This window comes from Terriglobus sp. RCC_193 (assembly GCF_041355105.1).
In the GTDB taxonomy this organism is placed as follows: domain Bacteria; phylum Acidobacteriota; class Terriglobia; order Terriglobales; family Acidobacteriaceae; genus Terriglobus.
In genome coordinates, this window is sequence record NZ_JBFUPK010000001.1 from 290,275 (window position 1) to 308,595 (window position 18,321).

Below are 18,321 nucleotides of genomic sequence, written 5' to 3' on the forward strand. Positions count from 1 at the left end.
AGTGAATTGATGTACCTGCCGCCACATTTTGAAATGCAGGACCTGCCTGTCATCCATGAAGCAATGGAGGCAGTGGGCCTTGCGAATCTGATCACATGGAGCGGGACAGAGCTGCTTGCAACACCGCTACCTTTGATTCTTGTGCGCGATGAGGGCGAGTTCGGAACGCTCTATGGGCATGTGGCAAAGGCGAATCCGCAAGGGAACGCCGCTGTGACTGGAGAAGCGCTTGCACTGTTTGCAGGTGCGGACGCTTACATCACACCCAGTTGGTACGCCACCAAGCAGGAAACGGGCAAGGTGGTGCCCACATGGAACTACGAGACCATTCACGCTTACGGTGTGCCAGAGTTCTTTCAGGACGAGGCGCGCCTGTTGGATCTGGTCACGCGGTTGACGCAACATCATGAAGGCAGGATCGGTGGCGTGTGGCAGGTAAGCGATGCGCCTGAGGGTTTCATCCGAAGTCAGTTGCGCGGCATCGTGGGTTTCCGCATGCCCATTGCGCGGCTGCAAGGGAAGCGAAAAATGAGCCAGAATCGTCCGCTCGCGGATCGCGAGGGCGTTGCCGCAGGGTTGCGGCAACAGGGCAGGGATGATGTTGCCACCCTTATCCCTGTGAACAAATAAGAAGGCCCGGCGGTTGCCGGGCCTCTTCGTTTCTGCGGTTGGAAATTACGAACGTGGACGCGTGATGATGTCGTCGATCAGGCCGTAGTCCTTTGCCTGGTCTGCGCCCATGGTGAAGTCGCGGTCGGTATCGCGTTCGATCTGATCGAAGGACTGACCGGTGTGTTCCGCCATGATCTTGTTCATGCGTTCGCGCAGACGCAGGATCTCGCGGGCGTGAATGTCGATCTCGGTGGCCTGACCCTGAATGCCGTGGCCCATGATCAGTGGCTGGTGGATAAGGATGCGCGAGTTCGGCAAGGCAAATCGCTTGCCCTGTTTGCCCGCCATTAGAAGGAAGGCGCCCATGCTGGCGGCCTGGCCGATGCACAGCGTGGAAACGTCGTTCTTGATGTACTGCATGGTGTCGTAGATGGCCATGCCGGCGCTGACCGATCCACCCGGAGAGTTGATGTAAAGCTGGATGTCCTTCTCCGGGTCTTCACCGGACAGGAAGAGCAACTGCGCAATGATCAGGTTTGCAACGTTGTCATCGATCGGAGTTCCCAGAAAGATGATGTTGTCACGCAGCAGACGGCTGTAAATGTCATAGGAGCGTTCGCCCCGGCTCGTCTGCTCGAGCACCATTGGAATCAGACCCATGTATCTCCTCGTTTCCGTTGTTGCTCTTGATGCTTCGCGAGTCGCATCGACTCACGCTTCGCCGCATTTCCGGTACGTCTGAAATGCGTGTCCATAGAATAACGGCTTTAGCTGCTGAGGGAATCTTCCCGCAGTTGCTAAAGCCGTTTTCTTTTGATTCAGGTTAGGCGATCTTTTCGTACAGGGCAGTAGCAGTGGCTTCGCGGCGCATCTGCTCGCGCATGCGCTGCAGCGAACCATCCTGCGTCATCTGCTGACGAAGAACATCCTGCGGCTGACGCGTCTGGAAACTGAGGATCATCAGTTCGCGTTCCACGTCGTCATCCTTCACCTGCACATTGGTCGCTTCTGCGATCTTGTCCAGGATGAGGGATGCCTTCACTTCCTTGATGGCTTCGTCGCGCTGTGCGGCGCGCAGGCTGTTGAAGTCGAGCTGCTGCATCTGCTCGCGCGTCATGCCCTGCTGGGCAAGTGCGCGCAGGCCGCGGTCCAGACGAACGTCGATCTGCTGCTGTATGAACGCTTCGGGAACAGGGAAGGTGAACTTCTCGACCAGGGCGTCGACCAGCTTGCCCTTATCTTCGTTCTCCGCGTTCTGCTTCTTGCCTGCCGTTGCGTTCTCGCGCAGGCCGGTCAGGAAGGCATCCCAGGTCTCGTAGTCGCCAAGCTGCTTTGCGAACTCGTCGTTCTTTTCGGGATAGACCTTGCGCTTGATGGACTTCAGCGTCACGCTGTAATCAATCGTCAGTCCGGCCAGGCGAACGTCGCCGAAGTCGCTGGGGTAGTTCACTTCCAGTTCAAACTCCGCGCCGACCTTCTTGCCGCGCAGGGCATCGCTGAATGCGGGCAGGGTGTTCTTACCGCCGATTTCCACCAGAACGTCTTCGCCGTCGATCTCGTCAGCTTCCTGCACGGTGGTGTCTTCTTCCGGCTTGCGGCGAACGCCCTTGAAGCTGATCTCAGCCCAATCACCGTCGACCAGTTCACGATCCTCTTCCACCGGCTCAATGGTGGCGTGTGCATCCAGAACGCGATCCAGTTCGATGTCGAATTCCTGCTCGGTCAGTTCCGGGTTTGCCTTCTCGACGGTCACGGTCTCATAGCCCGTGATGGCGAAGCCGGGCAGCACTTCAAACTGTGCACGGAAGCGCAGCGGCTGACCCTCGTTCAGGTTCAGTTCCACGATCTGCGGCTGGGAAACAGGGCTCAGGCCCTTGGACTCGATCTCGGTGCGGAAGCGGTCCTGCACCAGGAGGTCCATGACTTCCTGACGGACTTCGCGGGCAAAGCGGTTACGGATGGTTGCCTCTGGCACCTTGCCCGGACGGAAACCGGGGATGCGGGCAAGCTTCTGGTAACGCTTTACCACCTTGCTGAAGGCCTTATCCACATCATCGGCCGGAACTTCGACGCTGATTTCTTTGGTCAGTTCGGGGTTCAGCGCGGGGCCGTGAACGTGGTTGTGACCAGCGTGATCGTGGTCGTGCGTGTGCTGTTCTGCCGTCTCCACGGGGGTGGTCTCGGCCACTGCTTCTACTGTCTCGTTCGGAGTCAAAATCGGTGCCTTCTGGATGGGTCTCTGCGGCCTGCTGCGGCGGGTGTGGCCGCGTGCGGGTTTGCCGTCAACCACAATGGTACGGACAGCGGCGAAGAGGGTCAAACGCAGCGCGTTTAATTGGCCGCCGGGGAGTAGGAATTGTTTGGCGCCACCTGGATTCTCAGGTGCCATTGGAGGGTCTCTCCCGGTGCTACGACTGTCCTGGCTCCGTCCGGCCCCTCGGTGCTGAAGGTGATCGAAACCGCGCTTGCACCTTGAGGCTGATCGACTCGGAAGCTCCGGATACTGGGCGTCAGAGCAATCAGACGTAAGGTGTATGCGTCTGCCAGATTGTGCAGGCGCAGTTCCGGGCCGCTGCTCAGATAGGAGTACTTCAGGCCACTCCATGTCTGGTGGAATTCCCCGTTGTTCAGCGAGATATCGCCCGTCTTCTCCGTGTTATCAGTTGTTTGCGGTGGGGTAATGCGCAGGCTGGCTGGGCCCTTTGCAGGGATAGCAAACTGCGGCGTCCATGAAAGCACGATTGCTTTTGCTTCCGAGGAGACGTTTTTTGCAGTGATCGTAAGGTCGAAGCCGCGGTCTGAGATGTTTGTCGAGACCTTCGTCTGGATGCCGGACGGAGGTGACGCGAGACCGGCAGGACCGGGTACAGGTGTAGCCGAGAAATCGGCAGTCGCGCCGGCACCGCCGGGAGTCATGTCATTGCGGGAATCCTGGGCGGCCTGCATTGCCAGAATTTCCTGGCCCCCGGAAGTACCTGTCACCGGGAAAACTTTTAGAGAGATAGGGGAGTATTGCAGCGAGTCCTTGGGGGCGCCCGTGGGCTGCAGAAGTGGAGCTAAAGACGTAATCGCGGTTCCCCGGAGAAGGTCCTGCGGGTCTCGACCCGGAAGATCAAGCGACAGTTGCAGAACGCCCATCCCAACACCCGGCATTAGCGTCAGGCCCACGAACTGAGGTGTGACCTCGGAAGTGGATGCGATGCGATGGACTTCCATGACGTCCTGACCACCGGGACGTGGCAATACCGTGGTGTCCGGTGGAATTTCAGAGGTACTGAGTTTGTGCAGCTTGCCATGCAGATGCGCTGCCCAGACAGCCCCGATTACGCCGAGTACCACTGCAAGGATTAGAGCCGTAAGCAGCCCGGAACTGGCCAGGCTAAATCGCCGTCTGCGCTCTCGTTCTCCATTGTAGGAACTGCTCACAGGATTCCTTTGCTCAGGGGAATGCCCCGCGTTTTCTCAGATGCTAAAACGCAGGTATGTCACCAATCACGCTACCATCATGTGGTCTGCCATGCCATCCAAGATCCTGAACCCCGTACGTTCCAGCCGCTCCGCTGCTGCCGATTTCACCGTTTTGAATGAACAGATTGTGTCCTGCACGCGCTGCTCTCGTCTGCGGGAATATTGCACCGCGCTTGGAGAGACGAAGCGGCGCGCCTACATGGATTGGGATTACTGGGCGCGCCCCGTACCGGGTTTTGGTGATGCGAATGCACGCGTGCTGATTGTGGGGCTTGCGCCGGGAGCGCATGGCGCCAACCGCACCGGTCGTCCCTTCACCGGCGATGGTGCGGGTTATTTCATGTATCCAGTGCTATATGAGACGGGATTTGCCACGCAGCCGGATGCGACGTCACGCAACGACGGGTTGAAATTGCGTGGTTGCCGAATCTGCTCCATCTGCCGTTGCGCGCCACCGGGAGACAAGCCGACGCCGCAGGAGATTCGCAACTGCGCGCCATTTCTGGCGACGGAGATTCAGACGCTGCGTAAGTTGCGCGTGGTGGTGGCGCTGGGGCGCATTGCGTTTGATGGATATCTGAACTTTCTGATCGCGCAGGGAGTGATCACGTCGCGTCGCGAATATGGTTTTGCGCATGGCGCGGAGCACCGATTGCCGAATGGCATCCTGTTGATTGCGAGCTACCACCCCTCGCTGCGCAACACGAACACCGGCAGGCTGGACAAGGCGATGTTCACCCGGATTTTTGTGCGTGCACGCGAACTCGCCGGGCTTTCATGATCTGTTGCCAGAACAACCTGTGCCACCGGTTGTTCATCACACGATAAGGAACGCGGTTCAAGAATTTGCTGCAATCCGAAGTGCGCAGAGCAGCAGACAAAAAGGGAAGAGAGGCACTTTCGATTATGAGCAATAGCAATAAGAGTTTTTGGGCAGCCTTTATCACCGGTCTTACCGTAGGCGCAGTAGTGGCTTTGATATACGCGCCGCACGATGGGAAGACAACGCGTAAAAAGATTGGACGCGCTTACGACGATGCAGAAGATGCACTGGAAGACGCCGCGGACTATGTGAAGGACAGGGCAGAGCGGTTGTCAAAAGAAGCGTCGCATGCCTACAAGAAAGGCGTGAAGCAGCTGGATCAGGTGTATTCCAAGGCATCGGACACTCTGAATGATGTCTACTCGGAGGCGAAAGACCGGCTGGCATCTGCTGCAGATACTGCGATTGATGGCGTGGAATCTGCGTCGAAGAAGGTTCGCGCACTGGTATAGGTTCTGTTATTTCGACGTAAGTGCAATCGAGCCTGTCGCTTCGGCGGGGCTCGATTGCTTTTGAATCGATTCGGGCTCTCTGTTAGTCTCATAGATACGCATGCGCGCTTGTTGTCAATGCCGCAACTGTTGTCCGGCCCACCCCGTGGCTGTGTGTTGTCGCGTGCGATAGATCTGCCCCTCGCCAGAACGCTTCATCCCCCACAAATACTGATTCGTACAGCGCATCCGCGCACATTTCTTGTCACACAGGGATTCAATGGGAACAGCTTCACTGATATCGCCGCAGGTTTCCGCGTCACCGCAATCGCCGCGGCTTAGTCATCTGCGCCTGCTGGAAGCGGAGAGCATTCACATTCTGCGTGAAGTGGCCGCGGAGTTTGAAAAGCCCGTCATGCTGTACTCCATCGGCAAGGATTCGTCGGTGATGCTGCGGCTGGCGCAGAAGGCGTTTTACCCGGGGCCCATTCCGTTTCCACTGCTGCACATCGACACCGGTTACAAGTTCCACGAGATGCTGGAGTTTCGCGACAATATGGCGAAGAGCATTGGTGCGGAGTTGCTCGTTTGGCGCAATGAGCCTGCACTGGCTGCTGGCACGAATCCCATTGCACTGGATACCAAGCGCTGCTGCGGTTTGCTGAAGACGCAGGCGTTGCTCGATGGCTTGAGCCACTATGGCTTCACGGCTGCCTTTGGCGGTGCTCGTCGCGATGAAGAGAAGTCGCGTGCGAAGGAACGCATTTATTCCTTCCGCGACAAGGCTGGCCAGTGGGACCCGAAGAATCAACGGCCCGAGCTTTGGAATCTGTACAACTCGCGCATCCATCCGGGCGAAAGCATTCGCGTGTTCCCGCTCAGCAACTGGACGGAGATGGATGTGTGGCAGTACATCCACGAAGAAAACATTCCAGTGGTGGACCTGTACTTTGCAAAGGAACGCCCCATGTACGTGCGTGGCGATGCGCTGCTGCCCATTGAGCAGGACTTTGTTGCACGCCTGGGTGAGAAGCCGCAGATGGTGAAGTGCCGTCTTCGTTCGCTGGGATGCAGCCCGTGCACCGGCGCCATCCGCAGCGAGGCTGACACCATCCCCAAGATCATTGAAGAGATTCTCGGCTTTAAGTCGTCGGAGCGTGCGAACCGCGTGATTGACCACGATCAGGAAGGTTCCATGGAGATCAAGAAGCGCGAGGGGTATTTCTAAATGAGCGCGCAGAATAACCTCGTGGAATTGGCTGCCAACGGTGCGCCTGCGGGTGAGCCGGAGGTCTGGAATGAAAACGTGGCTGTGTATACGCCATTGAAAGGCCATACGCCAGAGCCCGAGCCGGTGGCGGTATCGCCGTCGTTTGCGGAGAACTTCAACGTTGACGACTACCTTGCGGAAGAACGCGGCAAGGATTTGCTGCGCTTCTCCACCGCAGGCTCTGTGGATGATGGAAAGTCCACGCTGATCGGTCGTCTGCTGTATGACACGCAATCGGTTTATGACGACCAGGTGCGGTCCATTGAAGGAAAGGGAACCACAGCTCCCGGCGTACTTGATCTTGCGCTGTTGACTGATGGTTTGCGTGCGGAACGAGAACAGGGCATTACGATTGATGTCGCGTATCGTTACTTCTCCACGCCACGCCGCAAGTTCATCATTGCGGATACCCCAGGCCACGAGCAGTACACGCGCAACATGGCCACAGGCGCCAGCACGGCCGACGTTGCGGTCGTTCTGGTGGATGCGCGCAAGGGTGTGCTGATTCAGTCGCGTCGCCATGCGTACATTACTGCTCTGCTTGGCGTGCGGCATGTGATCGTTGCGGTGAACAAGATGGATCTTGTCGATTACAGCGAGGCTGTCTTCACGCAGATCACGCAGGACTTCCGCGACTTTTTCCGTGGCCTGGATATCGACGGCCACGACGATACCGTGTTGCACTTTGTCCCGGTCAGCGCACTGGAAGGCGACAACGTGGTTCACGCCAGCGCAAAGACGCCCTGGTACAGCGGCGAGCCGTTGCTTGAACTGCTGGAATCCATCCCGTCATCGCAGGTGATTACGGAAGCGCCCTTCCGCATGCATGTGCAGCGTGTGGTGCGTCCGAACCTTGATTTCCGCGGCTTTGCAGGGCAGATTGCTTCTGGCACGATTCGAGTTGGCGATGAACTGGTTGCTCTGCCCTCGGGCAAGAGAAGCCGCGTCAGCCGCATCGTTACCTTTGATGGCGATCTTCCGGAAGCGTTCGCGCCGCTGTCCATCACGGTTGTTCTGGAAGATGAAATCGACATCAGCCGTGGCGATCTGCTGGCTGCTGCTGCGTCGCTCCCGCATGTCGCATCGCGGTTGAATGCAGCATTGGTGTGGATGAACGAAACGCCGCTGGACACCACGCGCCGTTACCTGCTGAAGCAGGGAAGCCACAGTGTTCCGGCACGAGTTTCAGCAGTGTTGAGCGCGGTAAATCTCACCGATGCCTCAGCATCACAGACGGAGAGTGCATCGCTTCATCTGAATGGCATTGGCGCGGTTGTGGTGGAGACGCTGCAGCCCATCGCATTCGATAGCTACGCTGCCGATCGCCACACGGGCAGCTTTGTACTGATTGACCCGCAGAGCAATGCGACAGTGGCTGCGGGCATGATTCGTGGCGCTGCAGGGTCTTCGTCAGCACATGGTGCGCATCATGTGACAGACGTTGTCCTGAAGCCGGCACATGCGTTGCGCCTGGAAGGCACACGCGAAGCACTTGACCTTGCACTGGATGCGCTGCGCCATGCAGGCGTGCTGAAGGAGGATGCGTAATGGAACCGACCACTGCTCCCGGCATCGTCTCGCGTGAACATGAGAAAGAGATACTTCGCGCAGAGCGCGAAACAGAACGGCATGGTGGTGCGCCTGTAGCGACTGGCGATGGCAATCTGCCGGAACTCCGTCCAGAGTTGCTGGCACAGCTTGCGCATGTGCGTGAACTGCTGCGCATACAGCTTGAAGGCATTGGCGAAGGCGAAGCGTGCCTGACGTGCTCGTTTCAGGCGGAAGATGTATTGCTGCTGCATCTCGCCCTGGAGCTTCGTCCGAACATTCCAGTGTTGTTTCTGGAAACGGGCTATCACTTTCCCGAGATCTATGAATATCGCGACCGCATGACGCGCGAGTGGAACCTGAACCTGACAAACCTGCTGCCGAAGAAAACGGTTGCAGAACAGGAGTCGGAGTTCGGTTTGCTCTATCAGACAGAGCCGAATCGCTGCTGCGGCCTGCGCAAAGTGGAACCGCTGTTTGACGCAGTTGCGAACTACAAGGTGTGGCTCACCGGCCTGCGCCGCGAACAGGCGCGCAGCCGTACCGCATTGAAAGAGATCGATGATTTTGCCGTGAAGCCGGACACCATTGTGCGCAAACTCAGCCCTTTTGCGGACTGGACCACGCGCGATGTGTGGCAGCTCAGCGCGCACTTCAACATTCCTCTGCTACCCCTGTATGACCTGGGGTATACGTCGATTGGATGTCAGCCATGTACCACCCTCCCCACGGACCCGAACGATCCTCGATCAGGCCGCTGGGGAGGAAAGAAGGTGGAATGCGGCATCCACATCCAGGCCACGGACACGGCCAATCCGGATGCCGCGCACTAAGACTCGTTGCTCGCGTTTCTGTCGTCCCTCTCGTTGCTCTGCTTGAGGTGTGCAGGAAAGTACGAGAGAAACGACAGCAACGATCAACGAGAGCAGCGGACTTACATGCATTACGTTATTGGATTTGTCATTGCGATGTTTATCGCTTTGACCGGCGTGGGAGCAGGCACCATCACCACGCCTTTGCTCATCCTGTTCCTTGGAGTACCAACAGCGGTGGCTGTTACCACCGGCCTTGTTTTTTCCGCTGTCGTGAAACTGTTTCTGGTGCCTACGCAGATCATTCGTAAGCAGGTGAACTGGCGCGTGCTGGGATGGATGTTGCTGGGTGGTTTGCCCGGCGTTCTGCTGGGCTCGCTGTTTCTTGCGCACCTGGTCAGCAAAGGCTCACAGCACATCATGAATGGGCTGCTGGGCGCGGTGCTGGTGTTGACGGCGATCTACCAGATCATCTTTTCCTTTCGGCCCATTGCACAACGGGACAAGCCACGCGATTGCCGCTTCTGCATGCCGTTGCTGATGTTCCCTGTGGGAGCGGAAGTGGGCTTTTCATCCGCAGGGGCCGGCGCGCTGGGGACAGCGGCGTTGTTGTCGCTGACGAGTCTTGCGCCTGTTCAGGTGGTGGGCACGGATATCCTGTTTGGCTTTGTTCTGTCGCTGGTGGGCAGTGGCGCGCACATGTTTAACGGAGCGCATGATGCCTCGCTGCTGAAGGAGCTTGTCATCGGTGGCATCTTCGGTGTGATCGTGGGAACGTGGTCCGCAAAGTTTATCCCCAAGCGTCCGCTGCGGTTTGCGCTATGGGTGTGGCTGCTGATTATCGGCGCGCAGTTCATCTACAACAACGCGATCCATCCGATTCGCTAGATTGCTTCGACGAATAACTTTTAAGGGCATGGCGTAAGCCATGCCTTTATTCACGATCAAACTGCCTACAGCTAGCTGTTGTTGCATCCGTGCTGATAAACAATCGGCTTGCGCCACTCTTCCATGGTGGCGAAAAGGATGCAGGTGCGGCCTGTTTCCGTATCAACACGCCAGGTCAGGTTCCCCTGACGGTATACCTGATACTTGCCACTGCCGGTGAATGCCATGCCGTTGGTGGGGTTTGCAGAAATGCTGTCCGTTGCGGGTGCAGTGGCCATAGAAGTAACGCCGCCAGCCATCGGTGGCTGCACATTCGTTGTGGGCTGCACGATGTTGCGTTTGGTGGTGTCTGTGGGCGTCGTGACGATGCTGGACGACGCAGACTTTGATTCATCTGTCAGTGCAGTTGTGTCGTCAAACCGGATGCTGCCATCACCTATCTGGCTCGCATGCCTGCGATAGGCATACCACGCCGCTGCAGCGATCAAAACGACAATGATGACGCCTACAAGCTTCTTACCCATATCGCTTCCAAGGTACCACCGTCGGGGTGGCGGTGCGTCATGGAAGTCGTCTGCGGCGGCCATCTCTTCCGAGTTGCCGCTTTCTAAAACAGGCTCTTCCGTGTAGGGCTGCATCGCCATCTCTCATCATCTTGTGGGTGAATAAGTTACAAGTCGATGGGGAATTGCGGGGAGGAATCCGGGAAGGTTCCCTTTATGTACGGGCGTAGAATCGGGATGTGTTCAAGTATTCCATCGTCGTCCCATTTCACAATGAAGAAGAAAATGTAACTGCGCTCTATGACCAACTGAAAGAGGTTATGGAGCATGTGGGCGACAACTTCGAAGTCATCTTTGTGGATGATGGATCCCGCGATCGCACGTATCGCCTGCTGGAAGAGATTGCGGCGGTAGACAGCCGCGTGCTGGTCATCAAGCTGCGCCGTAACTTTGGCCAGACGTCTGCGCTGGCAGCAGGTTTCGACAATGCGAAGGGCGATTTCGTGATTGCCATGGACGGTGACCTGCAACACGATCCGCGCGAGATCCCAAACTTCCTGGCCAAACTGGAAGAGGGATACGACGTGGTGAGCGGGTGGCGTGCGCAGCGTGCGGACAATTTTGTGATGCGTCGCATCCCTTCACGCGCAGCAAACTGGCTGATGGCCAAACTGAGCGGCGTGAACATCCACGACTTTGGAACGACATTTAAGGCATATCGCCGCGAAGTGATCCAGAGCATCCCGCTGTATGGGCAGATGCACCGTTTCATTCCGGCGCTGGCATCGTGGTGGGGTGCGTCCATCTGCGAGATTCCTATTTCAAATCCGCCTCGTATTGCAGGGAAGAGCCACTACGGCATTACACGCACCTTTCGCGTGTTTTTTGACCTGCTGACGATTCGCTTCTTATTGAAGTACATGACGCGGCCACTGCATTTTTTCGGCAGCTTTGGAACGATCAGCGCACTGACAGGGATGGCGATTTCGTTCGCTTTGTTGCTGATGAAGCTTATCCGTGGCGGCCATGTTCTTCATCAGCATGGGCCGTGGTTCATTGTGGCTTCTGTGTTGATTCTGGCGGGTGTGCAGTTGATCGGGATTGGCTTGTTAGGTGAGCTTCAGGTGCGCCACTTCTACTCCGCGCAACACCGTGCTCCGTATGCCGTGGAGCGGATGGTTCGGATGCGCTCGTCGGAAGAGACAATGCTCTCGTAAACAAAATTCAAGACAAAGGAAAACGTCCGCGAATGATTCGCGGACGTTTTCCTTTTTAGGCTGAGAACGATTTTAGAAGTTGAAAGAGATTTGTCCGGTAACGGTCCTTGGCGAAACATAGTGCGTCCCGCTGAAGGTGGACAGGAAGTTGTACAGCGCAGTCTTGTTGGTGAGGTTGGTGGCCGTAATTGAGAGGTTTGTCTTGAGACGGTCCTTATGCATGACGTTGTCCCAGCCAAGCTGACCATCGAACAGGGTGCGCGGAGCAATGCGCGGCGGGTTCTTGTCGTCGTTCTCTGTTCCTGCGGCGGGAATCTTTACCAGTGGCGAGTACAGTTGGCCCGTAGGGCAGCTGGTGATGGGATTTGCCAGGGTCGCACGAACATTGCCGCAGGTGAGTTGAATCTGCTGCTGCTGGTCCGGTGTGAAACCCAGTGCGGTTTCGGGATCTGTCACAGCACCAGCTACCAGGCCGCTTTCGTAGCGCCAGGTCAGGCCGAAGTAAGGTCCGTGTTTGTACTGGTATTGCAGGTTGGTGGACTGCTGGAAAGCCTGATCGTGATCGATGCGGAATACCGCGCTGGAGTTGATCGTGGGGTCGTTGGAGAGCACGCCGCCAACCTCAGGACCAAAGAAGCGGGAACGCGTATGTCCCAGCACTGAATACGCGGTTACGCCGTGGTAGGTCGGCATGGTGACTTTAATGCCGAAGCCGTCGATCTTTGACTTCTGCCACTGGATGGGGAAGGCCAGCGGCGAATTCAATACCACGTCAAAGTCAAAATCGCGGTCTGTGTACTTCCAGAAATACTCGCCGTTCACCACGAGGTAACGCCCAAAAGATTGTTCGAATCCAGCGTTGTATTGGTTACGTGAGGCGGGCTTCAGTGCGACATCCTGAAGCTGGTTGCCCGTCGTGCTCTGCAGACCACCAACGCCGGTGGTGCTGCTGACGATCAGGTTCTCGTTGTACGGCGTAAGGAAGAACTGGCCCCAGCCGAGACGAAGGACAGTGCCGGTGGGATGCAGGTGATACGCGACGTTGACACGCGGCTCTACCTTGGAGCGGCGGCTGATGCCGTTATAGTTATCCGCGCGCAGCCCCAACTGCACGTTCCAGTCGTGCCAGAGGATGTTGTCGGAAACATATACCGCTTCCTGCTTGATGTCGGTATGACCGTGGAAGCGATAGATGGAGCCGCCGCGAGTCAGATCGTACGGTGCAAGGCCCGATGCATAGCTGTCATTCGCGGTGTAGTCATTACCCACACCGCATTGCGAAGGACTTGTGATGGAAGGATCCGTAACAGGATTGCCGTTGTCATCGAGGCATGGTGCATTGAATGTGGCATCGGTAACGCCAAGTCCAAAGCCTTCCGTGAGGAAGGTGTGATACCAGGTCGCACCGGCCTTCAGCGTGTGAATGCCCTTGCTCAGGGTGTAATCCGTGCGCAGGCCGGCGTTCTGCAGACGGCGCGACTGCGACAGTGTTACCGGTGTGTCGTCGAAGACGTCATTGCTGGGGTAGTAGTGGAAGTTGTCCTGCCGCAGGTAGGGGGAAACGGTGATCAGGCTGTTGGGGCTGATGGTGTGCGTCCAGCTTGGCGCAATGTTGAAGGAGATGATCTTCGCGCGCTGGTCCTGCGTGGGCTGGTCGTACTGATTCGGCTGCTGAAACCATGAACGAGAGAACGACAGATTTAATTGCAGCGCATCCACATCTGTGGGGTGATAATCGCTGCGGTTGAAGATGTTGATGCTGTTACCCACGTCATGCACTGGACGGTACTCCGGGCTGTCCAGATAACGACCGCTGCGGTAGCCGTCGATTGAAAGGAAGTCACCAAGAGATTTGCTGCCGAAGCCAACCGCTAAGGATGGCGTAACAGAACCGAAGGTGCCATAGCTAAGGCCAACGGTACCTGTGGGTTTAGTTAGGCCCAGGCCGGAACGTGTGGTGGTTTCCACGACGAGGCTGGTCTTATCACCATATTCCGCGGGCGCAATGCCGTTGATCACATTGACGGACTGGATGATGTTCGGCGAAGGCTGATTGCCAAAGACGCGGCTTTGCTGATCGCTGATGGACTGGCCATCAATCGCGAAAGTGGTATCGGCGTGTTCACCGAGTGGATGGAAGAGTCCGTTTGAGTCGGATGCAATGCCCGGTGTGCTCAACGTGACGAGGCTGGACAGTGGCGATGATGTGCTGACCAGCGGCAGTTTCGTAAACAGGTCGCGGTCAATCGTGGTGGACTGTTGCGCTGAGGTGTTCAGTACATCATCTGACTCAACGGTGATTTCCTGGGAGGCAGCGCCTACCTTGAGGTGCAGATCCAGCTGCGTGGTATTGCCCGTGCGCACCTGAACGTCGTCTGTGGAATTGGAAAATCCCGGTGCAGAGACTTCCATGTGGTAACGGTTGAAGGGCAGATTCGTGAACGTGTAACGGCCTGTGGCATCGCTGGTGTCGGTGCGGCGGAGACCGCTGACCGGATTCGCGATGAGGACAGTAGCGCCCGGAATGGCCGCGCCGCTGGCATCTGTGACGATGCCGGTAACTGTACCAGCCGTGGATTGAGCAACAGCAGGAACACCGGAGACGATAGCGACCGGAAGGGAGAGCATGAGGGCAAATGGACCCATGCGCATGGAAAACTCCTCAAAATGTTGAAAGAAAATCAGCGTGAATGCTGCGTCAAGGCAGCAAAAGCGGCAGCGGTAAGCCGCCGGGCAACGCGAATCAACGGGCTGGAGGAGGCCGCGAGAAAAGGCAAGGATGCCATCCGGTAACTATTCCGGAAAGCTGCAGCAGCACCGGTGGGCGCGGATGCGATTGTCGCGGCGCGGCGAGTATCAGAACCGCCATGACCACAATCGTGGTGATGGCTACGCAGAGGGCGCAGGTGTCTGGAGTGTCCGTGCCCAGCGACTGCAGAACGGGATGGCCGGACGCTCCGATGGCACCTGCCAGCGGAGCCTTCAAGGCTTCCGAGTGGCCGAAGGCCGTATGGGCAGCGGAAAAGAGCAGAAGAAACAGGCACAGCACAGCACATGCGCGTTGAAAACGCGTCATGCCGTTTGCGGTTTGTAACCCTGTCATCATCTTTGCGTGTTCTGATTGTAGATTACACAATCCGTTACGGCACCGATTCGCGCAACGCAACTTTCCGTCCAGTACACTCGACTCCATGCTTGAGTCGGCTCTGTTCCGCCTGATGACCGTCGCCATCCTGATCCTGGCGAACGCGTTCTTCGTTGCGGCGGAGTTTGCCATTGTGTCCGTACGCGAAACGCGGCTGGAACACATGGTGCGCAGCGGTCGTATTGGCGCTGCTACGGCGCTGCGGCTGAAGCGGGAGATTGATGACTTTCTGGCGGCAAATCAGCTTGGCGTGACGCTCTGTTCGCTGGCGCTTGGCTATCTGGGCGAGAGCGCCGTGGCACAGGTGCTGGAACAGCTTTTTGGGCAGGCCACCTTTCTGCAGAGGTGGAAGGTGTTTGCGCTGCACGAGGCAGCCATCAGCCATGTTGTGGCGATTGTGCTTGCCTTTTCCATCATCACCTATCTGGAAGTGCTGCTCGGGGAACAGGTGCCGAAGTCGATTGCGCTGCAACGCAGTGAGCGGCTTGCGCTGGCCGTTGCCGGGCCGATGGATGTTTTCATCCGCATGACGCTGCCTGCCGTGCGACTTCTGAAAGGATCGACAGCGCTGGTGCTGCGCGTATTCCGTATGCCGTTGCGCAGCGAAGGCGGCGAAGTCCATTCGCCAGAAGAGTTGAAGATGGTGGCCACGGCAACGCGGCGCAATGGCCTTCTGCCGGAGTTTCAGGAGCAGATGATTCATCACGCCATCGACCTGAACCATGTGACGGTGCGCGAAATTATGACGCCACGTGGACGCATCGTCGCATTGCCTGCAGATATGCCGGTGGAGCTGGCATCGGCCCACATTATTGAAGAACAGCACTCGCGCGTGCCGGTATACGACCCCGTGCTGGGGACGGAGCACATCATCGGTGTGGTGTACTCCAAGGACATTTCACGGCTCATGCATTACCGTCGCGACAATCGTCTGCCTGCCGCCTTGCAAGCGCCTTCCGTACCACTGCGCAATGTGGTGCGCGATGTGATGGTGGTACCTGAGACAAAGCTCGCTGTCGAAGTCTTGCAGGAGTTCCAGCAACGTCGGCGACAGATTGCCATTGTGGTGGATGAGTTCGGTTCTACTGTGGGTCTGGTTACAGCCGAAGATGTTCTGGAGCAGGTGGTGGGCGAACTGCAGGATGAGTTCGATGTCGCAGCGCGCAATCTTCCCACACCGGATCACCACGGCATCGTGGATCTGGACGGCACCGTGACACTGCGCGATCTGGCCACGCAACTGCATTGGCATTTTCCACGCGAGGCAGGTATCGAGACGCTAGCAGGCTTTATGTTGGCGCAACTTGGCCATCTACCCAAAACGGGTGAGGACGTGGTCTATGGTGGACGCATGTTTCGCGTAATGGAGATGAATGGCCGCCGCATCAGCCGCATCCGTGTGCAGACGATGCCTGACGCGCCAAAGGAAGAGACTGAATCTGTGCAGGAAGAACGCAACGAGGCATGAAATCTCTGTGGCCCATTGCAAAACGCGTGCTGCTCACCCTGCCGGTGCTGTGGATCATTGTGTCGTTAGTTTTCCTACTGATCCATCTGGTACCGGGCGACCCCGTGGCACAGATGATGGGGGAGGGCGCAAGCTCTACCGATCTATCGGCTTTTCGCCACCAACTGGGACTCGACCTGCCGCTGCACACGCAGTATCTGCTGTATTGGAAGGGCGTTCTGCATGGTGATCTGGGGCGTTCGATTCGGCTGAAGGATTCGGTGACCACGTTGGTGCTGGCGCGTTATCCATATACGCTGCTCATGTCGCTGACGTCACTGCTGCTGGCCATTCTGCTTGCGGTTCCGGCGGGTGTTGGATCGGCATTGCATCGTGGCAAGGCCACCGATCGGATTCTTGGTGGCGTTTCTCTGGTTGGGTTGTCATTCCCAAACTTCGCACTGGGACCAATTCTGATCCTGGTGTTTTCCATCGCGCTGGGATGGCTTCCGGTTTCCGGTGCGGGCACGGGGCCGCTGCTGGGGCCAAGTACGCTACTGCATCTGATTCTGCCTTCGATTACGTTGGGCTTATCTTTGGCCGCCATTCTCACGCGTATGGTGCGCACTTCCATGCTGGAAGAACTGGGGCAGGATTACATCCGCACCGCACGCGCGAAAGGACTGCCGGAACAAACGGTCGTTTACAAACATGCGTTGCGTAATGCTCTTGTACCGGTGTTGACGGTGGTGGGATTGCAGTTTGGATCGCTGCTGGCGGGTGCCATTGTGACGGAGACGATCTTCTCCTGGCCCGGCATCGGACGTCTGACGCTTTCTGCTATATCGAACCGTGACTATGCGTTGGTGCAGGGATGCACGTTGACCATCGGCCTGACATATCTTGCGGCAAACCTACTCACCGATCTGCTCTATACGCTGGCTAATCCACGGTTGCGACGCTCATAGGCAGAAGCGATAGACTCAACGACGTATGCGCTCTTTTATTGCAGCCGCGACCGTGTTGTTGGTTCTCTCGTCTTCTCTTGCCGCGCAGCAGGCAAAACCGAAGAGTTCGCAGGATCTGAAGGGGTTCACCGTGCCGAATGAACCTGCCAATCTGCAGCCCGCGGCATCGGTCTTTCACGATTCGAAGTATCACGTTTCCTATCGTGTTCCGGCGGGGTGGGATACGGAACGCAAGGACGGCATCCTGTCTGACCTGGAGAAGGATGTTCGTAGTGCGAGCGGCAGCATGCAGGTGCGTGGTGTCTCTGCCATGAACTACAACCCCTATCCGCCAACAACCTTTTCCGGTGCACTGTTTTATTATTCCGTCCTGCCGAACGCCAATGCACAAAGCTGTAGCGCCCTGGCAACCACAGGAAAGCTAAAGCCCAAGCCGGATGTGACGATTGCAGGCATAGCATTCAAGCATGGGCAGGACCAGCATGGCGGCATGTGTACCGAGTCGCGCGATGAAGTTTTCACCACGTTAAAGGGCAACACATGTCTGCGCTTTGACCTGGTGGTAAACACTTTCTGTGCTGAGTCCAGCGGGGCGGTGGAGATGAACCCACAGCAGCTTGGCGATGTGAATACGCGGCTGGCAAACATCCTGGGATCGCTTCACATCGATTGGTAAGAGGATTAACTATCCAGCGTGACAAACTCGACACGCGCATCGTTGCCGTCCAGATGAAGAATCGCCAATGAGACAGGCAGGCGAAAGCGTCGTGGACCGATGCTGCCGGGATTCAGATACAGCACACCATTACGTTCGTCCGCTGCGGGTTTGTGCGTGTGGCCGCTTACCACTATGCGCACTCCGGCCGCTTCAGGCTTGATATCCAGGTCGTGGATGGAATGCACCATGTAAATGGATATGCCGCTGATTTCGACCAGGTCTGTGGCAGACAGCGCAGCGCATGGGCCGGTCGTGTCCACGTTTCCCCGGATCGCCGTAACGGGTGCAATAAGCGCAAGGCGGTGAAGGATATGGATATCGCCCACGTCACCCGCGTGCAGAATGCAGTCCACGCCTTCCAGCAGGAGAGGGACTTCCGGACGCAGGAGTCCGTGCGTATCAGAAATCACACCCACGCGAACCTTATCGTTCATGATTTCAGTGTCACGCATGGGTGGCCTTCGTGGTTAT

General features: G+C 57.3%; 18 protein-coding genes. 11 read left to right on the top strand and 7 right to left on the bottom strand.

The genetic code is table 11. The annotated features are described in order from the left end of the window. Window positions 1-9 precede the first annotated feature (9 nt). Window positions 10-630: an FMN-binding negative transcriptional regulator gene (locus tag AB6729_RS01125; RefSeq protein ID WP_371079723.1), complete on the top strand. Its 621-nt coding sequence runs from the start codon at window positions 10-12 to the stop codon at window positions 628-630. 45 nt (window positions 631-675) lie between these two features. Here the strand turns inward: AB6729_RS01125 and clpP are convergent, their stop codons facing one another. The 3 genes from clpP to AB6729_RS01140 form a co-directional block, all read right to left on the bottom strand. Beyond that, entirely contained in the window at window positions 676-1,272 is a 597-nt protein-coding gene (clpP, locus tag AB6729_RS01130) for an ATP-dependent Clp endopeptidase proteolytic subunit ClpP (protein ID WP_371079724.1), read from the bottom strand. A gap of 163 nt (window positions 1,273-1,435) precedes the next feature. Then, window positions 1,436-3,001, bottom strand: a complete 1,566-nt coding sequence (tig, locus tag AB6729_RS01135) for a trigger factor (RefSeq protein ID WP_371079725.1) — start codon at window positions 2,999-3,001, stop codon at window positions 1,436-1,438. Beyond that, window positions 2,944-4,038, bottom strand: coding sequence for a hypothetical protein (locus AB6729_RS01140; RefSeq protein ID WP_371079726.1), 1,095 nt, complete (start codon window positions 4,036-4,038; stop codon window positions 2,944-2,946). Before AB6729_RS01140 ends, tig begins: the two co-directional genes overlap by 58 nt. Before the next feature lie 91 nt (window positions 4,039-4,129). Between AB6729_RS01140 and AB6729_RS01145 the strand changes: the two genes are divergently transcribed. The 6 genes from AB6729_RS01145 to AB6729_RS01170 all read left to right on the top strand — a co-directional run bounded on the left by AB6729_RS01145 (window position 4,130) and on the right by AB6729_RS01170 (window position 9,852). Continuing rightward, a complete protein-coding gene (locus AB6729_RS01145; protein ID WP_371079727.1) occupies window positions 4,130-4,861 on the top strand; it encodes a uracil-DNA glycosylase in 732 nt (243 codons plus the stop codon). Between the two features lie 125 nt (window positions 4,862-4,986). Beyond that, a complete protein-coding gene (locus tag AB6729_RS01150; protein ID WP_371079728.1) occupies window positions 4,987-5,355 on the top strand; it encodes a YtxH domain-containing protein in 369 nt (122 codons plus the stop codon). 259 nt (window positions 5,356-5,614) lie between these two features. Continuing rightward, window positions 5,615-6,562 (top strand): sulfate adenylyltransferase subunit CysD, encoded by a 948-nt coding sequence (gene cysD / locus AB6729_RS01155; RefSeq protein ID WP_371079729.1) that lies wholly within the window; start codon window positions 5,615-5,617, stop codon window positions 6,560-6,562. Then, entirely contained in the window at window positions 6,563-8,152 is a 1,590-nt protein-coding gene (gene cysN / locus AB6729_RS01160) for a sulfate adenylyltransferase subunit CysN (RefSeq protein ID WP_371079730.1), read from the top strand. Next, complete coding sequence (locus tag AB6729_RS01165; protein WP_371079731.1) at window positions 8,152-8,985, top strand: phosphoadenylyl-sulfate reductase; 834 nt, start codon at window positions 8,152-8,154, stop codon at window positions 8,983-8,985. Before cysN ends, AB6729_RS01165 begins: the two co-directional genes overlap by 1 nt. A gap of 105 nt (window positions 8,986-9,090) precedes the next feature. Continuing rightward, window positions 9,091-9,852, top strand: a complete 762-nt coding sequence (locus tag AB6729_RS01170) for a sulfite exporter TauE/SafE family protein (RefSeq protein ID WP_371079732.1) — start codon at window positions 9,091-9,093, stop codon at window positions 9,850-9,852. 71 nt (window positions 9,853-9,923) lie between these two features. Here the strand turns inward: AB6729_RS01170 and AB6729_RS01175 are convergent, their stop codons facing one another. After that, window positions 9,924-10,496 (bottom strand): hypothetical protein, encoded by a 573-nt coding sequence (locus tag AB6729_RS01175; RefSeq protein ID WP_371079733.1) that lies wholly within the window; start codon window positions 10,494-10,496, stop codon window positions 9,924-9,926. A gap of 98 nt (window positions 10,497-10,594) precedes the next feature. On the opposite strand from AB6729_RS01175, the gene AB6729_RS01180 reads away from it, so the two are divergent. Further along, complete coding sequence (locus tag AB6729_RS01180) at window positions 10,595-11,572, top strand: glycosyltransferase family 2 protein (protein WP_371079734.1); 978 nt, start codon at window positions 10,595-10,597, stop codon at window positions 11,570-11,572. A gap of 72 nt (window positions 11,573-11,644) precedes the next feature. On the opposite strand, the gene AB6729_RS01185 is transcribed toward AB6729_RS01180, so the two are convergent. Then, entirely contained in the window at window positions 11,645-14,218 is a 2,574-nt protein-coding gene (locus tag AB6729_RS01185; RefSeq protein ID WP_371079735.1) for a carboxypeptidase regulatory-like domain-containing protein, read from the bottom strand. Between the two features lie 97 nt (window positions 14,219-14,315). Beyond that, window positions 14,316-14,678, bottom strand: a complete 363-nt coding sequence (locus AB6729_RS01190) for a hypothetical protein (RefSeq protein WP_371079736.1) — start codon at window positions 14,676-14,678, stop codon at window positions 14,316-14,318. Between the two features lie 85 nt (window positions 14,679-14,763). Between AB6729_RS01190 and AB6729_RS01195 the strand changes: the two genes are divergently transcribed. From AB6729_RS01195 to AB6729_RS01205, 3 genes are read left to right on the top strand one after another with little or no spacing between them, the layout of a single operon-like run. Next, a complete protein-coding gene (locus AB6729_RS01195) occupies window positions 14,764-16,185 on the top strand; it encodes a hemolysin family protein (protein WP_371079737.1) in 1,422 nt (473 codons plus the stop codon). Continuing rightward, a complete protein-coding gene (locus AB6729_RS01200; protein ID WP_371079738.1) occupies window positions 16,182-17,132 on the top strand; it encodes an ABC transporter permease in 951 nt (316 codons plus the stop codon). Before AB6729_RS01195 ends, AB6729_RS01200 begins: the two co-directional genes overlap by 4 nt. A gap of 25 nt (window positions 17,133-17,157) precedes the next feature. Continuing rightward, entirely contained in the window at window positions 17,158-17,808 is a 651-nt protein-coding gene (locus AB6729_RS01205) for a hypothetical protein (RefSeq protein ID WP_371079739.1), read from the top strand. 5 nt (window positions 17,809-17,813) lie between these two features. Here AB6729_RS01205 and AB6729_RS01210 read toward each other — a convergent pair whose 3' ends face one another. After that, window positions 17,814-18,302 carry a metallophosphoesterase family protein gene (locus AB6729_RS01210; RefSeq protein ID WP_371079740.1) on the bottom strand — a complete coding sequence of 163 codons (489 nt, stop codon included), beginning with the start codon at window positions 18,300-18,302 and terminating at the stop codon, window positions 17,814-17,816. Between the last annotated feature and the right edge of the window lie 19 nt (window positions 18,303-18,321).

Coding starts and splice junctions, on each gene's coding strand:
- AB6729_RS01125 (WP_371079723.1), top strand. CDS start 10: ATGTACCTGCCGCCACATTTTGAAATGCAGGACCTGCCTGTCATCCAT.
- clpP (WP_371079724.1), bottom strand. CDS start 1,272: ATGGGTCTGATTCCAATGGTGCTCGAGCAGACGAGCCGGGGCGAACGC.
- tig (WP_371079725.1), bottom strand. CDS start 3,001: ATGGCACCTGAGAATCCAGGTGGCGCCAAACAATTCCTACTCCCCGGC.
- AB6729_RS01145 (WP_371079727.1), top strand. CDS start 4,130: ATGCCATCCAAGATCCTGAACCCCGTACGTTCCAGCCGCTCCGCTGCT.
- AB6729_RS01150 (WP_371079728.1), top strand. CDS start 4,987: ATGAGCAATAGCAATAAGAGTTTTTGGGCAGCCTTTATCACCGGTCTT.
- cysD (WP_371079729.1), top strand. CDS start 5,615: ATGGGAACAGCTTCACTGATATCGCCGCAGGTTTCCGCGTCACCGCAA.
- cysN (WP_371079730.1), top strand. CDS start 6,563: ATGAGCGCGCAGAATAACCTCGTGGAATTGGCTGCCAACGGTGCGCCT.
- AB6729_RS01165 (WP_371079731.1), top strand. CDS start 8,152: ATGGAACCGACCACTGCTCCCGGCATCGTCTCGCGTGAACATGAGAAA.
- AB6729_RS01170 (WP_371079732.1), top strand. CDS start 9,091: ATGCATTACGTTATTGGATTTGTCATTGCGATGTTTATCGCTTTGACC.
- AB6729_RS01175 (WP_371079733.1), bottom strand. CDS start 10,496: ATGGCGATGCAGCCCTACACGGAAGAGCCTGTTTTAGAAAGCGGCAAC.
- AB6729_RS01185 (WP_371079735.1), bottom strand. CDS start 14,218: ATGGGTCCATTTGCCCTCATGCTCTCCCTTCCGGTCGCTATCGTCTCC.
- AB6729_RS01190 (WP_371079736.1), bottom strand. CDS start 14,678: ATGATGACAGGGTTACAAACCGCAAACGGCATGACGCGTTTTCAACGC.
- AB6729_RS01195 (WP_371079737.1), top strand. CDS start 14,764: ATGCTTGAGTCGGCTCTGTTCCGCCTGATGACCGTCGCCATCCTGATC.
- AB6729_RS01200 (WP_371079738.1), top strand. CDS start 16,182: ATGAAATCTCTGTGGCCCATTGCAAAACGCGTGCTGCTCACCCTGCCG.
- AB6729_RS01205 (WP_371079739.1), top strand. CDS start 17,158: ATGCGCTCTTTTATTGCAGCCGCGACCGTGTTGTTGGTTCTCTCGTCT.
- AB6729_RS01210 (WP_371079740.1), bottom strand. CDS start 18,302: ATGCGTGACACTGAAATCATGAACGATAAGGTTCGCGTGGGTGTGATT.